14 protein-coding genes are annotated in these 18039 nt (G+C 63.6%); 3 read left to right on the forward strand and 11 right to left on the reverse strand.

All coding sequences use genetic code 11. The features are described from left to right. Positions 1-211: 211 nt before the first annotated feature. Together FJW04_RS20710 and FJW04_RS20715 are read left to right on the forward strand one after the other, a co-directional pair. The gene (locus FJW04_RS20710; protein ID WP_140617985.1) at positions 212-940 is read left to right on the forward strand and encodes a response regulator transcription factor; all 729 of its coding nucleotides are present in this window, start codon (positions 212-214) and stop codon (positions 938-940) included. Further along, a complete protein-coding gene (locus tag FJW04_RS20715) occupies positions 937-2178 on the forward strand; it encodes an ATP-binding protein (protein WP_140617984.1) in 1242 nt (413 codons plus the stop codon). The genes FJW04_RS20710 and FJW04_RS20715 overlap by 4 nt, the downstream gene beginning before the upstream one ends. Positions 2179-2253: 75 nt before the next feature. On the opposite strand, the gene FJW04_RS20720 is transcribed toward FJW04_RS20715, so the two are convergent. Beyond that, positions 2254-3714 carry a hypothetical protein gene (locus FJW04_RS20720; protein WP_140663385.1) on the reverse strand — a complete coding sequence of 487 codons (1461 nt, stop codon included), beginning with the start codon at positions 3712-3714 and terminating at the stop codon, positions 2254-2256. A gap of 205 nt (positions 3715-3919) precedes the next feature. Here FJW04_RS20720 and FJW04_RS20725 point away from each other — a divergent pair, with 205 nt between their 5' ends. Beyond that, positions 3920-4588 (forward strand): sulfotransferase family protein, encoded by a 669-nt coding sequence (locus FJW04_RS20725; RefSeq protein ID WP_246673938.1) that lies wholly within the window; start codon positions 3920-3922, stop codon positions 4586-4588. An 84-nt stretch (positions 4589-4672) separates the two neighbouring features. Here the strand turns inward: FJW04_RS20725 and minE are convergent, their stop codons facing one another. The 10 genes from minE to FJW04_RS20780 all read right to left on the reverse strand — a co-directional run bounded on the left by minE (position 4673) and on the right by FJW04_RS20780 (position 18037). After that, the gene (gene minE / locus FJW04_RS20730; RefSeq protein WP_023774842.1) at positions 4673-4945 is read right to left on the reverse strand and encodes a cell division topological specificity factor MinE; all 273 of its coding nucleotides are present in this window, start codon (positions 4943-4945) and stop codon (positions 4673-4675) included. Further along, positions 4942-5757, reverse strand: a complete 816-nt coding sequence (gene minD, locus FJW04_RS20735; RefSeq protein ID WP_015316922.1) for a septum site-determining protein MinD — start codon at positions 5755-5757, stop codon at positions 4942-4944. The genes minE and minD overlap by 4 nt, the downstream gene beginning before the upstream one ends. Positions 5758-5924: 167 nt before the next feature. Next, positions 5925-6788 carry a septum site-determining protein MinC gene (gene minC / locus FJW04_RS20740; protein WP_140716351.1) on the reverse strand — a complete coding sequence of 288 codons (864 nt, stop codon included), beginning with the start codon at positions 6786-6788 and terminating at the stop codon, positions 5925-5927. Between the two features lie 161 nt (positions 6789-6949). Beyond that, a complete protein-coding gene (locus FJW04_RS20745) occupies positions 6950-9007 on the reverse strand; it encodes a response regulator (RefSeq protein WP_140716353.1) in 2058 nt (685 codons plus the stop codon). Between the two features lie 2 nt (positions 9008-9009). Beyond that, on the reverse strand, positions 9010-14760 hold the full coding sequence (locus tag FJW04_RS20750) for a HAMP domain-containing protein (RefSeq protein WP_246671925.1): 5751 nt from the start codon (positions 14758-14760) through the stop codon (positions 9010-9012). A 375-nt stretch (positions 14761-15135) separates the two neighbouring features. After that, positions 15136-15423 carry a hypothetical protein gene (locus FJW04_RS20760; protein ID WP_015316916.1) on the reverse strand — a complete coding sequence of 96 codons (288 nt, stop codon included), beginning with the start codon at positions 15421-15423 and terminating at the stop codon, positions 15136-15138. A 196-nt stretch (positions 15424-15619) separates the two neighbouring features. Continuing rightward, positions 15620-15943, reverse strand: a complete 324-nt coding sequence (locus FJW04_RS20765; protein WP_140716357.1) for a DUF2934 domain-containing protein — start codon at positions 15941-15943, stop codon at positions 15620-15622. 120 nt (positions 15944-16063) lie between these two features. Continuing rightward, complete coding sequence (locus tag FJW04_RS20770; RefSeq protein WP_140716359.1) at positions 16064-16663, reverse strand: BA14K family protein; 600 nt, start codon at positions 16661-16663, stop codon at positions 16064-16066. 106 nt (positions 16664-16769) lie between these two features. Beyond that, positions 16770-17291 carry a DoxX family protein gene (locus tag FJW04_RS20775; RefSeq protein WP_140716361.1) on the reverse strand — a complete coding sequence of 174 codons (522 nt, stop codon included), beginning with the start codon at positions 17289-17291 and terminating at the stop codon, positions 16770-16772. A 266-nt stretch (positions 17292-17557) separates the two neighbouring features. Beyond that, on the reverse strand, positions 17558-18037 hold the full coding sequence (locus FJW04_RS20780; RefSeq protein ID WP_140716363.1) for a tetratricopeptide repeat protein: 480 nt from the start codon (positions 18035-18037) through the stop codon (positions 17558-17560). Positions 18038-18039: the final 2 nt, after the last annotated feature.

Consider the following 18039-nt stretch of genomic DNA (forward strand, 5'->3'; position numbering starts at 1 on the left):
CCTTTCATCCATGCTTTGGACGTCAGGAGGATAGGAAGCGTGTTTGTCTGCTTCGCGTCGGCATGTTGCCGAAGGTTTCCGCAAAAGGGCAATTTGTTTCCGAATGTTTCCATCCCCCGGCCAGAAACATTGGGTTGCAATTTTCCATGCCGCTTGCGCGCGCGCTCCCTATAATCAGGACAAGCCCGGGATCATGGGCAAGGGCACGATAATGCAGTCACAACCCCATATCCTCGTCGTCGACGACGACCGCGAAATCCGCACACTGCTCGGACGCTATCTCGATGGCCAGGGTTTTCGCGTCTCGGTGGCGGCCGACAGGCGCGAATGCGAGCAGAAGCTGGCCACTGGCCAGTTCGACCTGGCCGTGCTCGACGTCATGCTGCCGGATGGTTCGGGGCTCGACATCTGCCGGGGCTTGCGCGACCGCAAGCCGCATATTCCCGTCATCCTGCTGACGGCGCTGAAGGAGGATGTCGACCGCATCATCGGGCTGGAACTCGGCGCCGACGACTATCTCGGCAAGCCGTTCAACCCCCGCGAGCTCACCGCCCGCATCCGCGCCGTGCTCAGGCGCTCGACGCCGGAAGAAGCGGCGCCCGCGCCTCCGCCCCGCGCCTACCGCTTCGCCAGCTACAGGCTGGAGCCGGACACCCGCAAGGTGACGGATGCGCAGGGCGCGGCCGTCGATCTCACCGGCGCCGAATTCGACCTGTTGCAGGTGTTCCTCGACCGCCCCGGCCGGCTGCTGTCGCGCGACCAGCTGCTTGATCTCACACAAGGCCGCGAACGCGACCCGCTCGAACGCTCGGTCGACGTGCTGATGAGCCGGCTGCGCCGCAAATTCACCGACACCGGCGACGGGCCGCTGTTCAAGACGGTGCGCAATGGCGGCTACCAGTTGACCGCGCGCGTCGAGACGGTGGAGGCGCAGGCGTGAACTCGCTGCGCCGCCGCCTCATCCTGTTGCTGGTCGCCTCGATCGTCGGCGTCGTCGGCCTGGCGACGGCGGCGGTCCTCAGCGTGCGCGGCGGCGGGCCGCCGCCGGAACTCGTCGTGCCATGGGTTGCCCAGCAGATGGAACTCGTGGTGCGGCTGCTGCCGGGGCCGATACCGGATGTGCTGCGAGTGCAATTCAGCGACCGGCCGGCGGATGGCAAGGTGGACCGGCAGGAGACGGCGATGCTCAATGATCTGCTGCGCCGCCGCGGCTTCGACGTGCTGGCCATCGTCAGCGACAAACCGGGTGAACCCAGCCAACGTGCCTCGATGCGCCTGCCCGACAGCCGGTGGGCGATCCTCGAAATAGCACATATCGACCCGCCCAGGCGCGAATGGCTGGTTCTGGCCGGCTGGATCTCGCTGATCGTGGCCGGCGCCACCGCCGTCTCTGTCTATTTCACCTCGGTGCTGATCCGGCCGCTCGAAATGCTGGAGGCCACCGTCTCCAAGATCGGCAGGGACGGCGTGCTGGCGCCGGTGCCGGAGGTGGGCTCGGCCGAGGTCAAGGCCACGGCGCACGCACTGAACCAGCTCTCGTCCAGGCTGAAGACCGCCATGGAAAGCCGCATGCGGCTGGTGGCCGCCGCCGGCCACGATCTGCGCACGCCGATGACGCGCATGCGGCTGCGCGCCGAATTCCTCGACGAGGAGCGCGACAAGTGGCTGCACGACCTCGACGAGCTCGACCGCATCGCCGACAGCGCCATCCGCCTGGTGCGCGAGGAGGTGAACCAGGATGCCGTCGAACCGCTCGACCTTGAAAAGATGGTGCGCGACATATCTGCCGAGATGGTCACGCTCGGCCATTCCGTCTCGATCGGGCATCTGGACAGGGTTGCGGTCCGCGCCGGCGCGCTCGGCCTGCGCCGCGCCCTGCGCAATCTGGTCGTCAACGCCGCCACCCACGGCAAGGCCTGCACGATCGCGCTCGACCTCGCCGACAGGCGCGCCGTGCTCTCCATATCGGACGTCGGCCCGGGCATTCCGCCCGACCTCATCAACAAGGCCTTCGAGCCCTTCTTCCGCGTCGACCCCGGCCGCCAGCAATCCATTCCAGGCGCCGGCCTCGGCCTCGCCATCGCCAAGGAGATCATCGAGCGCTACGGCGGCACCGTGACGCTGGAGAACCGCCAGGGCGGCGGGCTGGCGCAGACGGTGGTGTTCGCGGCGGTGTGATTGGGTCAGGCCCGTCCACATCGCGAAAGGCAGCCCAATGCGGGGACTGCCAAGCAACGAGGCCTGCGAAGCGCGTTACGACGTGGCGCGCAGATTCCTGCGGATGGGACGCCTGCCCGTTGCACGGGCTTTCTCGGCCACCACGGCAGCGATCTCCACCACCTCGCCCTCGCGCGATTTGCCGTTGGTGGCTTTGTGGAGCCGCTCGTAGGGCAGCAATTCCTTGATCCGGGCATTGAGCGACGCGATTTCGGCCCGCAAATCCTCGCATTCCTGCCGCTGGACATCCCGTTGTATGTCCTCCGATGCCTGTTGCAGCGCAAGTTGCGAAAGATTGGCGTTCGCTTTCGAAAGGCTCAGCTTGTCGGCTTCGTTCTCGTCGGCGAGCGCGGACAATCTTTCATCGGCGATTTTCTTTTCGGCCACTGCGTCGTCCAGGTCGGTCTTGAGCCTGGCGATTTCGGCGGCGGCCGCACTGTTCTCGTTCGAGGCCCGTTCCAGCCGCGATTCCAGGTCTTGGATCTCGGACCGCAATCCGCGCATCTCCGTCTGGCCGCGAGCCCGTTCGGCTTCCCAGTCGCCTTCCATCAGGCTGGCCGTTTCGGTCTTTTCCGCCAGCTTCGCCTGTGTGGCCTCGAGCGCCTTCTGCAGCCGGATCTCCTCTTTCTCGCTCTTGCCAAGCGCCGCCATCAGTTCGGCAAGGCGCGCCGCTTCGCTGGCGTGGACTGCCGAAAGCTCGTCCAGCCTGTGGCGCGCCTGGCTCTCCCGCTTCAGCACCTTGTCGAGCTCGACCGACAGGCTGACATGTTTTTCCCGCAGCATCTTGCTCTCGCGCAAGCGCCTGTTGGCCTCGACCGTCCTTGCCGTCAGCCGGTTGGCGATGTCGCCGAATTCCGCGTCGCGTTTGGCGCTGGCATTGCCCATCTCGGCGAGCTCGAGCCTTGCCGCCGCGAGCGCTGTGCGAAGCGCGTCCCGGTCCTGGACCAGGTCTGTCTCGCGCTGCTGCAGCACTTCGCACGTGCTGTCACGCTCGCGCAGCTTCGCCGCCGTGTCGTGCAGCTTTTCCGACAGCGCTCTTTGCTCGGCGATCAGGCCGGCATTTGCGAGCTCCAGCTCATTGGCGCGAAGAATGTCGGTGTGGAGGATGTTGAGGAATTCGCGCGTCAGATGATGCGAGGTCGAGATTTCCGACAATTTGCCGTTGATCTCATCCAGATAATCCCTGGCGTCGTGGAACATTCCTTCGAAGGCGTTCAACGCCGCGAGCCGGGTCTGGGCATGGGGCGTCAGTCGTGGCGTGGTTTCGGCGGTGTCGGTGTTGCCCGCATCGTCGGGATTGTCCGCGCCCTCCGCTTGCGCCGCATCGGCTTGGGGTGGCGAGACGGTTGACGCGTCATCGGGGATATCGTCGCCCTGCGGCGGTGCCTCGAATTCGCTGTCGAGGCTGGCATCCAGGGCGTCCGCCAGATCGTCCTGCAACTCCTGGAGTGCGTCGTCTACGTCTTCAGCACGCTTGATCAGGCTCTTGAAGTTCATACGGAACTCCCTCTTACGCAAAGAAAACCAGATATTTAACAAACTGCTAATATGTATCCTTACATCCGCTTATTCCGCAGGGGAAGCCCCCCTAGGGAAATGTAAATTTCAGACATTTGGGGATTTGCACCGCCGCGACAGCCAGTGCCGGGTCCCGGGCTGGCACAGACCGTAGCGTTCGCGGCGATGTCAACGCTTCTCGTGCATGTTCGGTGTGCAGCCTGATATGCTGCCAGCAAACGGCTTGCAGGTCGAACGGGAGGGGATGGAGATGTCGATCAAGGTGATCGGAACCGGCTTTGGCCGAACGGGCACGGATTCGATGCGTGAGGCGCTGGCCATTCTCGGCTACGGCCCCTGTCATCACATGCATGAAGTGATCGGCAACGAGGAGCAGAAACGGATGTGGCGTGCGCTGGCCCAAGGTGCCGCGCCGGACTGGAACCAGCTGCTGTCGGGCTATGTCTCCTGCCTGGACTGGCCTTCGGCGTACTACTGGCGCGAACTAATCGAATTCTATCCGAATGCCAGGGTGATCCTGACCTACCGCTCGGCCGAAAGCTGGTGGGAAAGTTTTGAAAAAACGATCGCGGCGGGACTTGAGCAAAGCGTCGATCAAGAATCGCTGGGCCTCGCCCTGATCGCCAGGCAGGTGTTCGGCGGCCGGTCCGGCGATCGAGCGCATGCCATTGCCTGCTACGAGGCCAATGTCCGTGCGGTGTACGCCGAAGTGCCACCGGAGCGGCTGCTGGTCCACGCTCTTGGCGATGGCTGGGAACCGCTGTGCACTCATCTGGGCGTTGCGATACCGGATCAGGATTATCCCAATCGCAACAGCGCCGCGGGCTTCAGGTCGAGATTTTCGCTGAACTGATCTGGACGAAAACCGGCGGTGCCGGCCCGGCAATCCGGGTTCCTCGCCCCCTGTGGAGCGGGGCGAGGAAAAGGCGCACCGTTTTTACCCCGCCATGGCCAGCGGCACGGCGCTCTTGTTGGGGATCTGGATGTCGATTTCCAGCGTCGACATGGTCTCGCCCCGATCCATCGACACCTGGAGATAGTCCTGGTCGATCTGCACATGCTTGGCGATCACAGCCATGATTTCCTCGCGCAGAATGGAGACGAGGTCGGGCTGGCCACGGCTGCGGCGCTCATAGGCGAGCAGCACCTGCAGCCGCTCGCGCGCCACCGGCGCGCTGGTGCGCCGCTTGAAGAGGTCGAGGATGCTCATGCGGCCCTCCTTCCGAGCAGACGGTCGAGGAAACCCTTGCGTTCGAAGGGAACCACCACCGGTAAGTCTTCGCCTTCAAGCCGCCGTGCCGCTTCGAGATAGGCCTTGGCGGCGTTGTTGAGCGGTTCCGACAGCGTCACCGGCGAACCGAGGTTGGAGGCGCGCAGCACATCCTGGCTTTCCGGGATGATGCCGAGCAGCGGCACCGACAGGATTTCCAGCACGTCGTCGATCGAGAGCATTTCTCCCCGCGCGGCGCGCGCCGCGTCATAGCGCGTGACCAGCACATGCTTGGCGATCTGCTCGCCCTGTTCGGCACGCATGGTGCGGGCGTCGAGCAGACCGATGATGCGGTCGGAATCGCGCACCGACGACACTTCCGGATTGGTGACGATGACGGCCTCGTCGGCAAAGCGCATGGCGAGTTGCGCGCCGCGCTCGATGCCGGCCGGGCTGTCGCAGAAGACATAGTCGAAGACCGAGCGCAGCTTGTCGATCACCTCGCCGACGCCGTCCTCGGTCAGCGCGTCCTTGTCCCGCGTCTGCGACGCCGGCAGCAGGAACAGCGTGTCGACGCGCTTGTCGCGGATCAGCGCCTGCGACAGCTTGGCCTGGCCCTGGATGACGTTGACGAGGTCGAACACGACGCGCCGCTCGGCGCCCATGATCAGGTCGAGATTGCGCAGGCCGACGTCGAAATCGACCAGCGCCACCTTCTTGCCGGTCTTGGCGACCGCGGCACCCAGCGCGGCCGTCGAGGTGGTCTTGCCGACGCCCCCCTTGCCCGATGTGACGACCACTACCTTGCCCATGGAAAAAGCCTCCGTTGCCTGTTGTCGTTTGTTGTGCCGTGCGCCGCACGGCTGTTGTCAGAGCCTGCCATCATGCCATCCCAAACCGGTCCGAGGCTTGCGCGCGGCGATGCCTCAGCGCTTGTCCGGGCCGGAACCGTGAAGCCGGGCGTCAGCATCGCGCCGCCCTAGTTCAGCGGCACGACGGCGAGCATGTCGCCTTCGAGGAAGGCCTGCACGGCCTTGCCGCGCGAGACGCCTTCCATCTCTTCGGCGGTGGTGTACCAGCCGTCGATCGAAATCAGCTCCGCCTCGTTCTTGCGGCAGAAGATGCGTGCCGAGCGATTGCCCTGCGAGCCGGCGATGGCGCGACCGCGTAAGGTGCCATAGACATGGATAGAGCCCGCAGCGATGATTTCGGAGCCGGACGCGACCGAGCCCAAAACGATGACATCGCCATGCGGATGGAAGATCGACTGACCCGAGCGGATCGGCGACTTGACCATCAGCGTGCCGGCCTGGACCGTTTCGATCGCGCCTGCTTCCGCGGCCTTGGCTGCCTTGCCCTTGCCCGCCTCGGCCCTGGCTTCGCCGGCCTTGCCCTCGCCTGCCTTGACTTCGCCGGCCTTGCCGGCATCCTTGCCGCGATCCGAAAACACCGTTTCCAGCTTGCCGGCTTCATCAGCCGCCTCCGCCTTGCCCTTGCGGCCGGGCTGCGACAGCAGGCCATCCGTGGTGGCCTCCTTAGCGCCGCTAAGCAACGGCGGCAGGTCAAGCCCGAGCGAGGCCCCTTCAAGCTCGATGGCATAAACCCGGATGCCCCGTGCACCGAGCGAAGCAACCAGCAGCCCGATGTCGCCCGCGTCGGGCTTCAGCACGTTCAGATCGAGCACCACCGGCCGCCCCTCAAAATACCCCGGCGAATTGCCGATCCAGTGATCCAGCCCCTCCAGCCAGGCGGAAATCGGCGCCTCCGGCGTGAGCGTAAAGGCCACGAAAGAACGGGCGCGAAAACGAATGGATTTTGTTTCGAGGGGGGCGGCAAAGGTCACGGCCAGCGAATCCTTACTGAGAGGTAAACGCTAGGGGGTTAATGGTTAACGAATGGTTAACGTGGAGAGGGCAACTCGGCAGCTGGTGCGAGAAATTGGGAGGTCGGCTAAGCGCCCTCCAAGGATCGACGACAAGTGCGGCTCCCCACGAACCACGGCCTTCAGCGGCGGCGCGAAGCTGATCGAATGGCTGCTACCAGGTGAGCATCTTCGAAGGGCTTGCTGATCAACGCCACGTCGTGAGGGCGGTCCGAGATCTTCTCGGCATCGGCGTAGCCCGTGACGATGAGTGCCGGCCAATCCGCGCGCAGGCTTCGGGCGAAGCGGATGACGTCGATGCCCGAAATGAGCGGCATGGCGAAGTCGGTTACGATGACGTCGAAACGGTCCGGTTCCTTTTCGATGGCGGCCAGTGCCTGGGCGCCGCCGGAAAACGCCGTCACGTCGAAACCCGATTGCCGCAGCGACATCGCCGTCAACTCCCGCAGGGATTGACTGTCGTCGACGAGCAGAACAGTCGGCAACTGATCCTCAACCGCCGTCGGGAGGTCCGTGCCGGCATTGTTGGCGGCACTGGCTTCGAAAACGAGCTCATCCCTGGCGGTAACGTCTTGCGCCTCGCGTGAACGGGGCAGCCAGAGCTCCATGGTGGTGCCGTGGCCAAGCTCGCTGTCAATCCTGAGCGTGCCACCCGACTGCTTGGCGAAACCATAGACAGTGCTGAGGCCCAGACCCGTGCCCTTCCCGATCGGCTTTGTCGTGAAGAACGGCTCGATCACCTTGCTGATGACATCCGCGGCGATACCTGTCCCGGTGTCCTCGACCGCAAGCCTGACATAGTCGCCCGCGGCAAGCCCCTGGCCGGAATGGCCGACGCTGCGATTGTGGGCCCTGACGCAGATTGTCCCGCCGGAAGGCATCGCGTCGCGGGCATTGAAGACCAGGTTCATCAAAGCAAGCTCAAGCTGCGCCGGGTCCGCATGCACCGGCCATATGTCGTCACCGACATGCCAGTCGAAGCGCACCAGGCCGCCCAGGATCGGCGCCACAAGGCCGGTCATCGTGTCTCCCAGGCTCGACATCCGCACGGCAACCGGTTTCAGATCCTGGCGCCTTGAAAAGGCGAGCATGCGCTGGATGAGGTCCTTGCCTTGGGAAGCGGAGCGGCGCGTCATGTCGAGAACCTGGGCCGCCTTGCCGTCGAGGCTCACTTGCCTTTCGAGCAGGCTCAGCCCGGAGAGGATCGCCGCAAGCAGATTGTTGAAATCGTGGGCAAGTCCGCCGGTCAGCTTGCCGATCGCATCGAGCCGCTGCGATTGCAGCAATTGACTTTCCAGATGGCGCTGCTCGGTGATGTCCTGCATGGTGCCCAGCAGTTCGAGCCCGGCGCCATTCCTGGCGACCACTCCCTGGTCGAGGAATACCCGATATTCCTCATTGGCGCATCGCCAGCGGAACTCACACCCATAAGAGCCGGTCTCGTGGGCGGCCGAAAGCGATCTTGTCACCGCGTCCCGATCAGCCGGATGGACCCGGCTGATGCCGAAATCTGGATCCGCCATGAACCGGTTCGGAGAAAATCCCGTCAACCGCTCGACCCCCTTGGAAACATAGCTTGCGGCGAATGGCGCCGCGGCCGCGCGAGCGTGAAAACAGATCGGCAGCGAGGCGAGGATCGTCTCCTGCCGGGCCTCGGAATGCCGCAGCGCCCGCTCGGCGTCGAGCTTGTCGGAGGTCGCCTTCAGCGCTCGCTCAAGCAGCAGTTGCTCCCTGGCCGCATTCCGTTCGATTTCCCTCGTCTTTTCATAGAGATCGACGAAGACCATGACCTTGGACCGCAGCATCGACGGGTCGAATGGCTTGAACAGATAATCCACCGCGCCGGCGTCATAGCCGCGCAACATATGTGCTTCTTCCTTGTTGATGGCGGTCAGGAAGATGATCGGCGTGGCGTTCGAACGTTCGCGCCTCCGGATCAGCGAAGCGGTTTCGTAGCCGTCGAGACCGGGCATCAGCACATCCAGCAGAATGACGGCGAAGTCGTCCTTGAGCAGAAAGCGCAGCGCCTCGTCGCCCGACTGGGCGCAAATCACCTGCCCGACCCCGTCAAGTGCCTCCTCAATGGCAAGGAGATTTCGCGCGTCGTCGTCGACAGCGAGAACGCGAACCGGCCCCAGCTTTTCGAACGGTTCGCTGCTTTCTGCTTCCATCGCCGCCATTGCTAAATCCGCCGGGGCGCGATCAGATTGCGGTCGTCGCCGTCTGCCCGCGATGTCCCCGCTCGCGAGCGCGAGCGACCGACCCAAACCCGCAGCAGGGCGAGGAGCAGGTCGAGGTCGACGGGCTTGGCGATGTAGTCGGACGCGCCGGCGTCCAGACATTTCTGGCGATCTCCTTTCATCGCCTTGGCCGTGACGGAAATCAGCGGAATGTGCGCGATTTCCGGCTGGGAGCGGATCCGGCGCATTGTCTCGTACCCGTCCATCTCGGGCATCATGATGTCGATCAGGGCGACATCGACGTCCGGCGCCTCTTCAAGCATGGCTATGCCGTCCCGCCCCCGCTCGGCATGCTGCACCTCGATACCGTAAGTTTCCAGCACGCTGGTCAGCGAATAGATGTTGCGAATGTCGTCGTCGACGATCAGAACCTTGGCCTCGGCCAGATCGGCGTTGTCGAGTTGTTCGGAAGCCAGGATTTCCTTGTCGGGCCTGTCGCCTGGAAGGGCTGCGGACATCAACAAGCCAAGCTGGGCAAAGTTGTCGGCACGCGGAACATCGCTGAGCGGCGGATGCAGGGCGATCTGCTGTTGAAAGGCGTCCGGATGGGGCGTGAAGAAGAGCAGGCGCGGGACAAAATCGCCGAACTGCGACATGATCTCATCGAGCATCTGGGCGTTGTCCTTGGCCGAACGGCCAAAACCGAACACGACGGCATCATATCCGGCAATACCACCCCCGTCGGCATTGGCCGCGACACGGCCGATGGCGGTGACCGACGTGACGCCGTCGCGAATGGCTTCCACCAGCGCCAGGCGACGCTCTGGATCCGGATCGGCGACCAGCACATTGCGTTGTGTCCTGAGTGTCCTCGACTGAATGTCGTCGAAGACACGTGAAAGTTCACCGGCGGACACCGGCTTGCTGGAAACGCTTGCGGCGCCTCGGCGCGTGAGAAGCTCGATGTCTTCGGCGCCGGAGATAACGTGGATGGGTATGTTCCTGGTCTTCGGATCGTGCCGTAAAAGGTCGAAGAGAACCCAGCCATCAATGTCCGAAAGGCCGAGATCCAACGTGATCGCATCAGGCATGAGCTTGCGTGTAAGCGCCAGCGTTCCCGAGCCGGCGGTGGAGAGCACGCCTTTCAATCCGGCCGATCGTGCAAGACCAAGCAGCAGCCCGCCAAAAGTGGGGTCGTCCTCCACGATCAGCACCACCCTGTCCGATGGATCGATCGCATCACGGTCGTCGGCGAGTTCCGGCGTTCCTGTCGTGCTGCTGGCCGCAACGGAAACGGCGGCCGGCGAAAGCTCGACCTGCGGTGCAAGACTGCTGCTGCGCGGGCCGTCGAAGGGAATGACAAGCGTGAAGGTCGATCCCGTTCCAGGCTGGCTTTCGACGCGCAACTCGCCGCCGAGCAGGCGGGCGATTTCCCGGCTGATCGAGAGGCCGAGGCCAGTGCCGCCGTATTTGCGGCTGGTCGTGCCGTCGGCTTGTTGGAACGCCTCGAAGATCAGCTTTTGCTTGTCCTCCGGAATGCCGATGCCCGTGTCGGTGACGGCGATGGCCAGCGCTTGCGGCAGTGCCGCCGCGCCGTTTGCGCGGCCGGTCCGCTCGGCATGGATGCTGAGCGTCACGTCGCCTTGGGAGGTAAACTTGAAGGCGTTGGACAAAAGGTTGAGGACGATCTGCTGCAGCCGTTTTTCGTCCGTACGGATCGTCTCGGGCAGGATCTGATCGATCTTGATCGTAAACCCAAGCCCCTTGTCGGCCGCAAGCTGCCGGAAGGTCCGCTCCATATGCTGGCGCAGATGTGCGAGCGGCATGTCGTTGAGCTCGATCGAAACCGTGCCGGATTCGATTTTCGAAAGATCCAGTATGTCGTTGATGAGACTGAGCAGGTCCGTGCCCGCCGAGTTGATCGTGCGAGCGAACTCGATCTGCTTGTCGTTCAGGTTGCCCTGCTGGTTGGTCGCGAGCAGGTTGGACAGGATCAGCAGCGAGTTCAGCGGCGTTCTCAGCTCGTGGCTCATATTGGCCAGGAATTCGGACTTGTACTTGGACGTCAGCGCCAGCTGTTCCGCCTTCTCCTCGAGTGCCCGTCTGGCCATTTCGATCTCGAGATTCTTGTTCTCGACCTGCTTTTTCTCGTTCTCGAGAAGCTGCGCCTTCTCCTGCAATTCCTCGTTGGTGGCGTGAAGCTCTTCCTGTTTCTTGGTGAGCTCGGTCTGGCGCGACTGCAGTTCGGACGTCAGAAGCTGTGACTGCTTGAGAAGCCCTTCCGTGCGCATGGTCGCGGCGATCGTGTTGAGCACGATACCGACTGACTCCATCAATTGCTCGAGGAACAGGCGATGCGTGTCGCTGAAGCGGCTGAACGAAGCGAGTTCGATGACCGCCTTGACCTCTTCCTCGAACAATGCCGGCAGAACGATGGCGCTGGCCGGCGGCGCTTCACCGAGGCCCGAGCTGATGCGCAGGAAGCTCGAGGGAACCTCGTCGAGCATGATCGCCCGTTTGTCGGCCGCGCTTTGACCGATCAGGCCTTCCCGAAAGTCCACACGCTGGCGGATCTTGGCTTTGCCCTCGGCGGCGTAGGACGCTGCCAGTTCCAGATAGGACTCATCCTCGTCGCGATTGGTTACGTAGAAAACGCCATACTGCGCGTTCACCAGCGGCGCCAGTTCCGATATGATCATGCGCGACACCGTGGCCAGATCGCGCTCGCCCTGCAACATGCGCGAGAACCGCGCGAGGTTGGTCTTCAGCCAATCCTGCTCGGCATTCTTGAGCGTCTGATCCTTCAGGTTGCGGATCATCTCGTTGATGTTGTCCTTGAGCGCCGCGACCTCCCCGGAAGCCTGGACGCTGATGGAACGCGTAAGATCGCCCTTGGTGACCGCGGTCGACACCTCGGCGATGGCCCGCACCTGGGTGGTCAGGTTCGCCGCCAGCTGATTGACGTTGTCGGTCAGGTCGCGCCACAGGCCGGCGGCGCCAGGCACCCTCGCCTGGCCGCCGAGCTTGCCCTCGATGCCGACCTCGCGGGCGACGTTGGTCACCTGATCGGCGAAGGTCGCCAGCGTTTCGATCATGCCGTTGATGGTGTCCGCCAGGGACGCGATCTCGCCCTTGGCATCGACGGCGAGTTTGCGCTTGAGATTGCCCTGCGCCACGGCGGTGACGACATCGGCGATGCCGCGCACCTGGTTGGTCAGGTTGGTCGCCATGAGGTTGACGTTGTCGGTCAGGTCCTTCCAGGTGCCCGCCACGCCCTCGACCTGTGCCTGGCCGCCGAGCTTGCCCTCGGTGCCGACTTCGCGCGCCACACGCGTCACCTCGCCCGCGAATGAGTTGAGCTGGTCGACCATGGTGTTGATGGTGGACTTCAGCTCCAGGATCTCGCCCTTGACGTCGACGGTGATCTTCTTCGACAGATCGCCTCGCGCCACCGCGGTCGTCACATCGGCGATGTTGCGCACCTGGCCGGTCAGATTCTCGGCCATCGAATTGACGTTGTCGGTCAGGTCCTTCCAGGTGCCGGCGACGCCGCGCACCTGTGCCTGGCCGCCAAGCTTCCCCTCGGTGCCGACTTCGCGCGCGACACGCGTCACTTCCGAGGCGAAAGAGTTGAGCTGATCCACCATCGTGTTGATGGTGTCCTTGAGCTCGAGAATTTCGCCGCGAACGTCGACCGTGATCTTTTTCGACAGGTCGCCCAGCGCAACGGCGGTCGTCACTTCCGCGATGTTGCGGACCTGGCCCGTCAGATTGGCGGCCATGGCGTTGACGTTATCCGTCAGGTCCTTCCACGTGCCGGCGACACCGCGGACCTGTGCCTGGCCGCCAAGCTTGCCGTCCGATCCCACTTCGCGGGCAACGCGCGTCACCTCGGATGCGAAGGAGTTCAGCTGGTCCACCATCGTGTTGATGACGTCCTTGATCTGCAGAATCTCTCCCAGCGCATCGACGGTGATTTTCTGGGTGAGATCGCCGGTCGCGATCGCGGTCGCGACCTTGGAGACATCGCGCAACTGCACGGTCAGGTTGCCGGCCATGGCGTTGACGTTGTCGGTCAGGTCCTTCCAGGTGCCGCCGACCCCCTCGACATGGGCCTGGCCGCCGAGTTTTCCCTCCGAGCCCACTTCGCGGGCAACGCGCGTGACTTCGGAGGCGAATGAGTTGAGCTGGTCCACCATCGTGTTGACGGTGTTCTTGAGCTCGAGGATTTCGCCCTTCACGTCGACCGTGATCTTCTTGGAGAGATCACCCCGCGCGACGGCCGTCGTCACATCGGCGATGTTGCGCACCTGGCCGGTGAGATTGGCGGCCATCAGATTGACGTTGTCGGTCAGGTCTTTCCAGGTGCCTCCGACGCCACGGACTTCCGCCTGACCGCCGAGCTTTCCCTCGGTGCCGACTTCGCGCGCGACGCGCGTCACTTCCGAGGCGAAGGAATTCAGCTGGTCCACCATCGTGTTGATGGTGTTCTTGAGCTCCAGGATCTCGCCCTTCACGTCGACCGTGATCTTCTTCGACAGATCGCCAAGAGCCACCGCGGTGGTCACTTCGGCGATGTTGCGCACCTGGCCGGTCAGGTTGGCCGCCATTGAATTGACGTTATCGGTCAAATCTTTCCAGGTTCCGGCGACACCCCGCACCTGCGCCTGCCCGCCGAGCTTTCCCTCCGTGCCGACCTCGCGTGCAACGCGCGTCACCTCGCCGGCAAATGAGTTGAGCTGGTCGACCATCGTATTGATGGTGGACTTCAGCTCCAAAATCTCTCCCTTCACGTCGACGGTGATCTTCTTCGACAGGTCGCCGAGCGCGACCGCGGTCGTCACATCGGCGATATTGCGGACCTGGCCGGTCAAATTGGCGGCCATCAGGTTCACGCTGTCCGTCAGGTCCTTCCAGGTGCCACCGACGCCCTCGACGCGGGCTTGGCCGCCGAGCTTTCCTTCGGTGCCGACTTCGCGCGCGACGCGCGTCACCTCGCCGGCAAACGAGTTGAGCTGGTCGACCATGGTGTTGATGGTCGACTTCAGCTCCAGGATCTCGCCCTTCACGTCGACGGTGATCTTCTTCGACAAATCGCCCGAAGCGACTGCGGTGGTCACCTCCGCGATGTTGCGCACCTGGCTCGTCAGGTTGGTCGCCATCGCGTTCACATTGTCGGTCAGATCCTTCCAGGTGCCCGCCACCCCCTTGACCCGGGCCTGACCGCCTAGCTTGCCCTCGGTGCCGACCTCGCGCGCCACGCGCGTCACCTCCGAAGTGAACGAGGCGAGTTGCTCGACCATTGTGTTGACGATCTTGCCGATCCGCAGGAATTCGCCGCGCAGCGGCCTGCCGTCGATCTCCACCATCATGGTCTGGGACAGATCGCCCTTGGCGACGGCGCCGATGACCCGGGCCACCTCGGCGGTCGGTTGCACCATGTCCTCGATCAGGTCGTTGACCGATCGGACGCTCGATTCCCAGCTACCTTTGGCGTTCCTGACATGGCCGCGCTCGCTGATGCGCCCGTCCTTGCCGACCACCCGGCTGAGCCGCGCGAATTCCCGCGTCACCTGGTCATTGAGTTCGACGATTTGATTGAACGTGTCTGCAATCTCGCCACTCAGCCCATCATAGACGTTTTCGATGCGGACGGAGAAATCGCCGTTTCGAAAAGCTTTGAGAGCGCTAAGGATTTGTCGAGAGTCCAGTTGTTCTTTTGGTAACCGAGATGCGCCCAAAAACCCCTCCACGCGAACCCCCGGCCGGATCGGGCCGAAGCCCTTAACGCGTGGCCGCGTATTTGGTTCCATATGGCTTGCAAGCGCGGCTGAAAGGTCCGCCGCTTTGCTGGCCCCCTAGGAGGCCGACAGGCCTACAGCGGCCTCGGTCTCTGTGTACCGCTATGCAACAGCGATCCCTTCAATGCCGCTTGAAATACTGCACTTCCCTTTCGTGCTTCTCCGCCGCTTCGCGGCTGTCGAACGTGCCCAGATTCCGCCGCTTGCCCGTCTTCTCGTCCTTTTTCCTTGAATAAAGCCGATATTTTCCGTCTTTCAGCTTCCTGATAATCGGTCTCTCCTCAGGAAAGGACGAAGGGCCCGACGATCGCCGAGCCCTTCCTATTGTCAGTCGCGGTGTTCGGGCATGGCTTTCAGCTGGTCCTTGGTCCAGCTGGTCACGGCGTGAACGTCGCCGTCCTCGTCGCGCATGAAATCGAGTTCGTTGGCGGCGACGGCGACCGGCTTGGCGCCGATGCCGAGGAAGCCGCCGACGTCGATGACGACCTGGCTGCTGCCATGCATATGGTCGACGGAGCCGATCTTCTCGTCGTTGGGGCCGTAGATGGTCGCGCCTTCAAGCGTATCCGGGGTCAGTTCGGCGCGGCTGAGCCTTACGTGATTGGCGTGGTCCATGAGTGCATCTCCTTTGCAATGGGGGACAGGGTGAACCTCCGAGGCGGCCAAGGGTTCCGACATTGTCGGAGATGACCAGGGATAGCGCTCCAAGAGAGCGCCGGCTTCGGGGCGATCATGGTTTTGCGCTCGGTGGCTCGATGAATCATCTTGTCATCGAGTTGCACCAACGCGTTGTTTCGAAAGGCTCGCGCGTTCAGCGCCCGCGCTTTGGCTTGAGGCTGCGCGCGGCTTGCTCGATCGCGGCGCGGTCGGTGCCGAGACGGTCGATCAGCTCCTGCGCCTCCTCGCCCGATATGCCCGCGCGGATCGCCAGTTCCTCCACCGTCAGAACGTCGGAGCTCGCGATCTCGCCGGTTTGTGGCAGCGCGTCATCCGCCGTCAGCGGCAGGGCGGCTTCCCTGTCGATCTCCATCTCGGCCCGGCTCCAGTGCCGCTCATGGTCACCATCGCCGCCACCTTCGCGTTGCCAGATCTCGTAGGCGCGGTTCCTGATCTTGTCGTCGCGGTCGTCGCTCATGTCATTCCTCCACTCATGTGAGGCATGAACGCCGCGCCGGTGCGAACGATCCAAAAAATTTGCGTGATCGTCGGGATGACAAGATGCAACCCTTCAGCCAGGCCTGCATGGCACCGGCGGCTACTCGCACTGGCGCCTGGGTCCCCCGGAATATGGCTGATAGCTGTTGTCGTCGGGCCTGTAGGAGCGGTAGCGGCTGAAGCAGGAATCGACATGGTCGGCGGAAAGCGCCGTCGTGGCGACCGCAGGGGCGACACCGCCCTCGACATAGCTGACGGCTGCCGATGGCTGCGCGTCCTGGTCGTCGCCGGCGTCGAGATAGGGCGAGACGCAGGGGCGCTGCTGCCCGCTATAAGACATGTAGCTGTTGTCGTCCGGATTGTAGGAGCGGTAGCGGTTCGCGCACCAACTGACATGGGACGCCGGCAGCGCGTCGGCTCCAGCCGCCGGCGCGATCGATCCGGTCGCGGCCGGATCGGGTGCCTGCGCCTTGACGGCGATATCGGGCGGCGCGGGCTGGTCGGCTGGCAAGCGTTGCAGATTTTGCGCCGCCTTGTTCACCGGCCGCGCGTCCCTGGTCCACAGTTCCGCCACGCTGACAGTCGGCCTTGCCTCATGCGCGGGCTTGGCGGCGAGCAGCCAGGCGGCAAAGCCCAGCCCGCTGCCGAAGACCGCAAGGGTCAAGACAAAGCCGCCGACCAATGCCAAAATCGCTTTCACGTCACGCTCCTTCAGCCCCTGCTTATAGAATGCGGAGCATCAAGGCTGGTTCCAGCAAAGTACGTGTCGCAGGCGTTTGAACGGGTCGCGCGGGCTCAGCTCCTCCTCAGACCGGCAGCCTCACCTCTGGGGGAAACTGGTTCTCGACCGCCAGCAGCGACGCCACCCTTTCCCTATCGCGCTGGCGCTGCTGCAGGGTACGGGCCAGCAGCCAATCCAGCGAGATCCGGCCGGCGCCGGCGACGGCCAGAACGAACATGCCGCCGGCGATCGCCAGATCCTTTTCGAAATTCAGCAGCTCGCTCTGGCTGGCGAAGTTGGTGTGGAACAGTGTGGCCGTTGCCAGGCAGAAGAGGCCGAGGCCAATCGCCCCCAGCCGCGTCAGCACGCCCGTTGCCACCGAGAGCCCTGCCCCCAGTTGCAACGCGATGGTGGCGACAAACAGCGGCAGACCGACGCCTTGCGCGGCCATCGCCTTGGCGGCGCCGTCGAAATGGGTGGCCAGTGTCACCCCCTCATGCAGGAAGATGAAGGACATGAGCAGGCGCCCGACAAGCAGGGGCAGATCCCTGACATAGAGTTTGGTGACGAGGGCGTGCAGCTTCGCGGCGCGTTCGTTCAGGGTCATGGTCAGCCTCCGATATTTTGACACCGTGCATGCGCCGCGCGAGGACAGCGCCTGCCGAATGTGATGCTTGAAAGGGCCGGAGCCGGCTCGAGGGAGAGGCGCCGGCTCCGGCAATGGGCGCCAGCCACGAGCGCCCGAACTTTGCGATCCATCGGGGTTGGCGCAAGCCCCCCTCATCCGGCCGCTTCGTGTCCACCCTCCCCTCGGGGAGAGGTCGGATGCCCTGAATTGCCCTTCGCAAGTGGGGGCAATCCGGGGGGGAGAACTTACTTCGTCACCTTGGTATCGATGGCTTTCCGCAGGTCGGAAAGCTCGTCGCAGCCGGTCGGGCACAGTTTCTGCAGCGAGGCCAGTTGCTCATCGGCCTTGGCCATGTCGCCGGTTTCGACATAGAGCTCGCCCAGATATTCGCGGGCGGCCTTGTGGTCGGGTTTCAGCTCCAGCGCCTTGTTGTAGTAGGTCAGCGCGGTGGTGAAGTCGCCGGTCTTGCGCAGCGTGAAGCCGAGCAAATTGTAGACGTCGGCCTGCTGGTTGTCCTGCGCGAGGTCGCGCAGGTCCGCCAGCGCGCCGTTGTAATCTTTTGCGTCGATCTTGGCCTTGACGGCGGTGAGGTCGGGCGCGTCGGCGCCCTCGATGTCGTCGACCGCATAGGCCGGGATGATGGTTGCGACGGGAACCACGGTCAGCACGGCAATGGCGCCGAGCAGGCCGAACAGGGCGTGCTTGCCCAAAAAGGATTGTTTCATTG

The sequence above is a fragment of the Mesorhizobium sp. B2-7-3 genome (assembly GCF_006440715.1).
GTDB lineage: Bacteria > Pseudomonadota > Alphaproteobacteria > Rhizobiales > Rhizobiaceae > Mesorhizobium > Mesorhizobium australicum.

What these genes read in the sequence shown, in the direction of transcription:
- minD (WP_015316922.1), bottom strand. Translation starts at nt 5,757, where the DNA reads ATGGGCAAGGTAGTGGTCGTCACATCGGGCAAGGGGGGCGTCGGCAAG.
- FJW04_RS20725 (WP_246673938.1), top strand. Translation starts at nt 3,920, where the DNA reads ATGTTCGGTGTGCAGCCTGATATGCTGCCAGCAAACGGCTTGCAGGTC.
- FJW04_RS20765 (WP_140716357.1), bottom strand. Translation starts at nt 15,943, where the DNA reads ATGAGCGACGACCGCGACGACAAGATCAGGAACCGCGCCTACGAGATC.
- FJW04_RS20720 (WP_140663385.1), bottom strand. Translation starts at nt 3,714, where the DNA reads ATGAACTTCAAGAGCCTGATCAAGCGTGCTGAAGACGTAGACGACGCA.
- FJW04_RS20745 (WP_140716353.1), bottom strand. Translation starts at nt 9,007, where the DNA reads ATGGCGGCGATGGAAGCAGAAAGCAGCGAACCGTTCGAAAAGCTGGGG.
- FJW04_RS20710 (WP_140617985.1), top strand. Translation starts at nt 212, where the DNA reads ATGCAGTCACAACCCCATATCCTCGTCGTCGACGACGACCGCGAAATC.
- FJW04_RS20775 (WP_140716361.1), bottom strand. Translation starts at nt 17,291, where the DNA reads ATGACCCTGAACGAACGCGCCGCGAAGCTGCACGCCCTCGTCACCAAA.
- FJW04_RS20760 (WP_015316916.1), bottom strand. Translation starts at nt 15,423, where the DNA reads ATGGACCACGCCAATCACGTAAGGCTCAGCCGCGCCGAACTGACCCCG.
- FJW04_RS20780 (WP_140716363.1), bottom strand. Translation starts at nt 18,037, where the DNA reads ATGAAACAATCCTTTTTGGGCAAGCACGCCCTGTTCGGCCTGCTCGGC.
- minE (WP_023774842.1), bottom strand. Translation starts at nt 4,945, where the DNA reads ATGAGCATCCTCGACCTCTTCAAGCGGCGCACCAGCGCGCCGGTGGCG.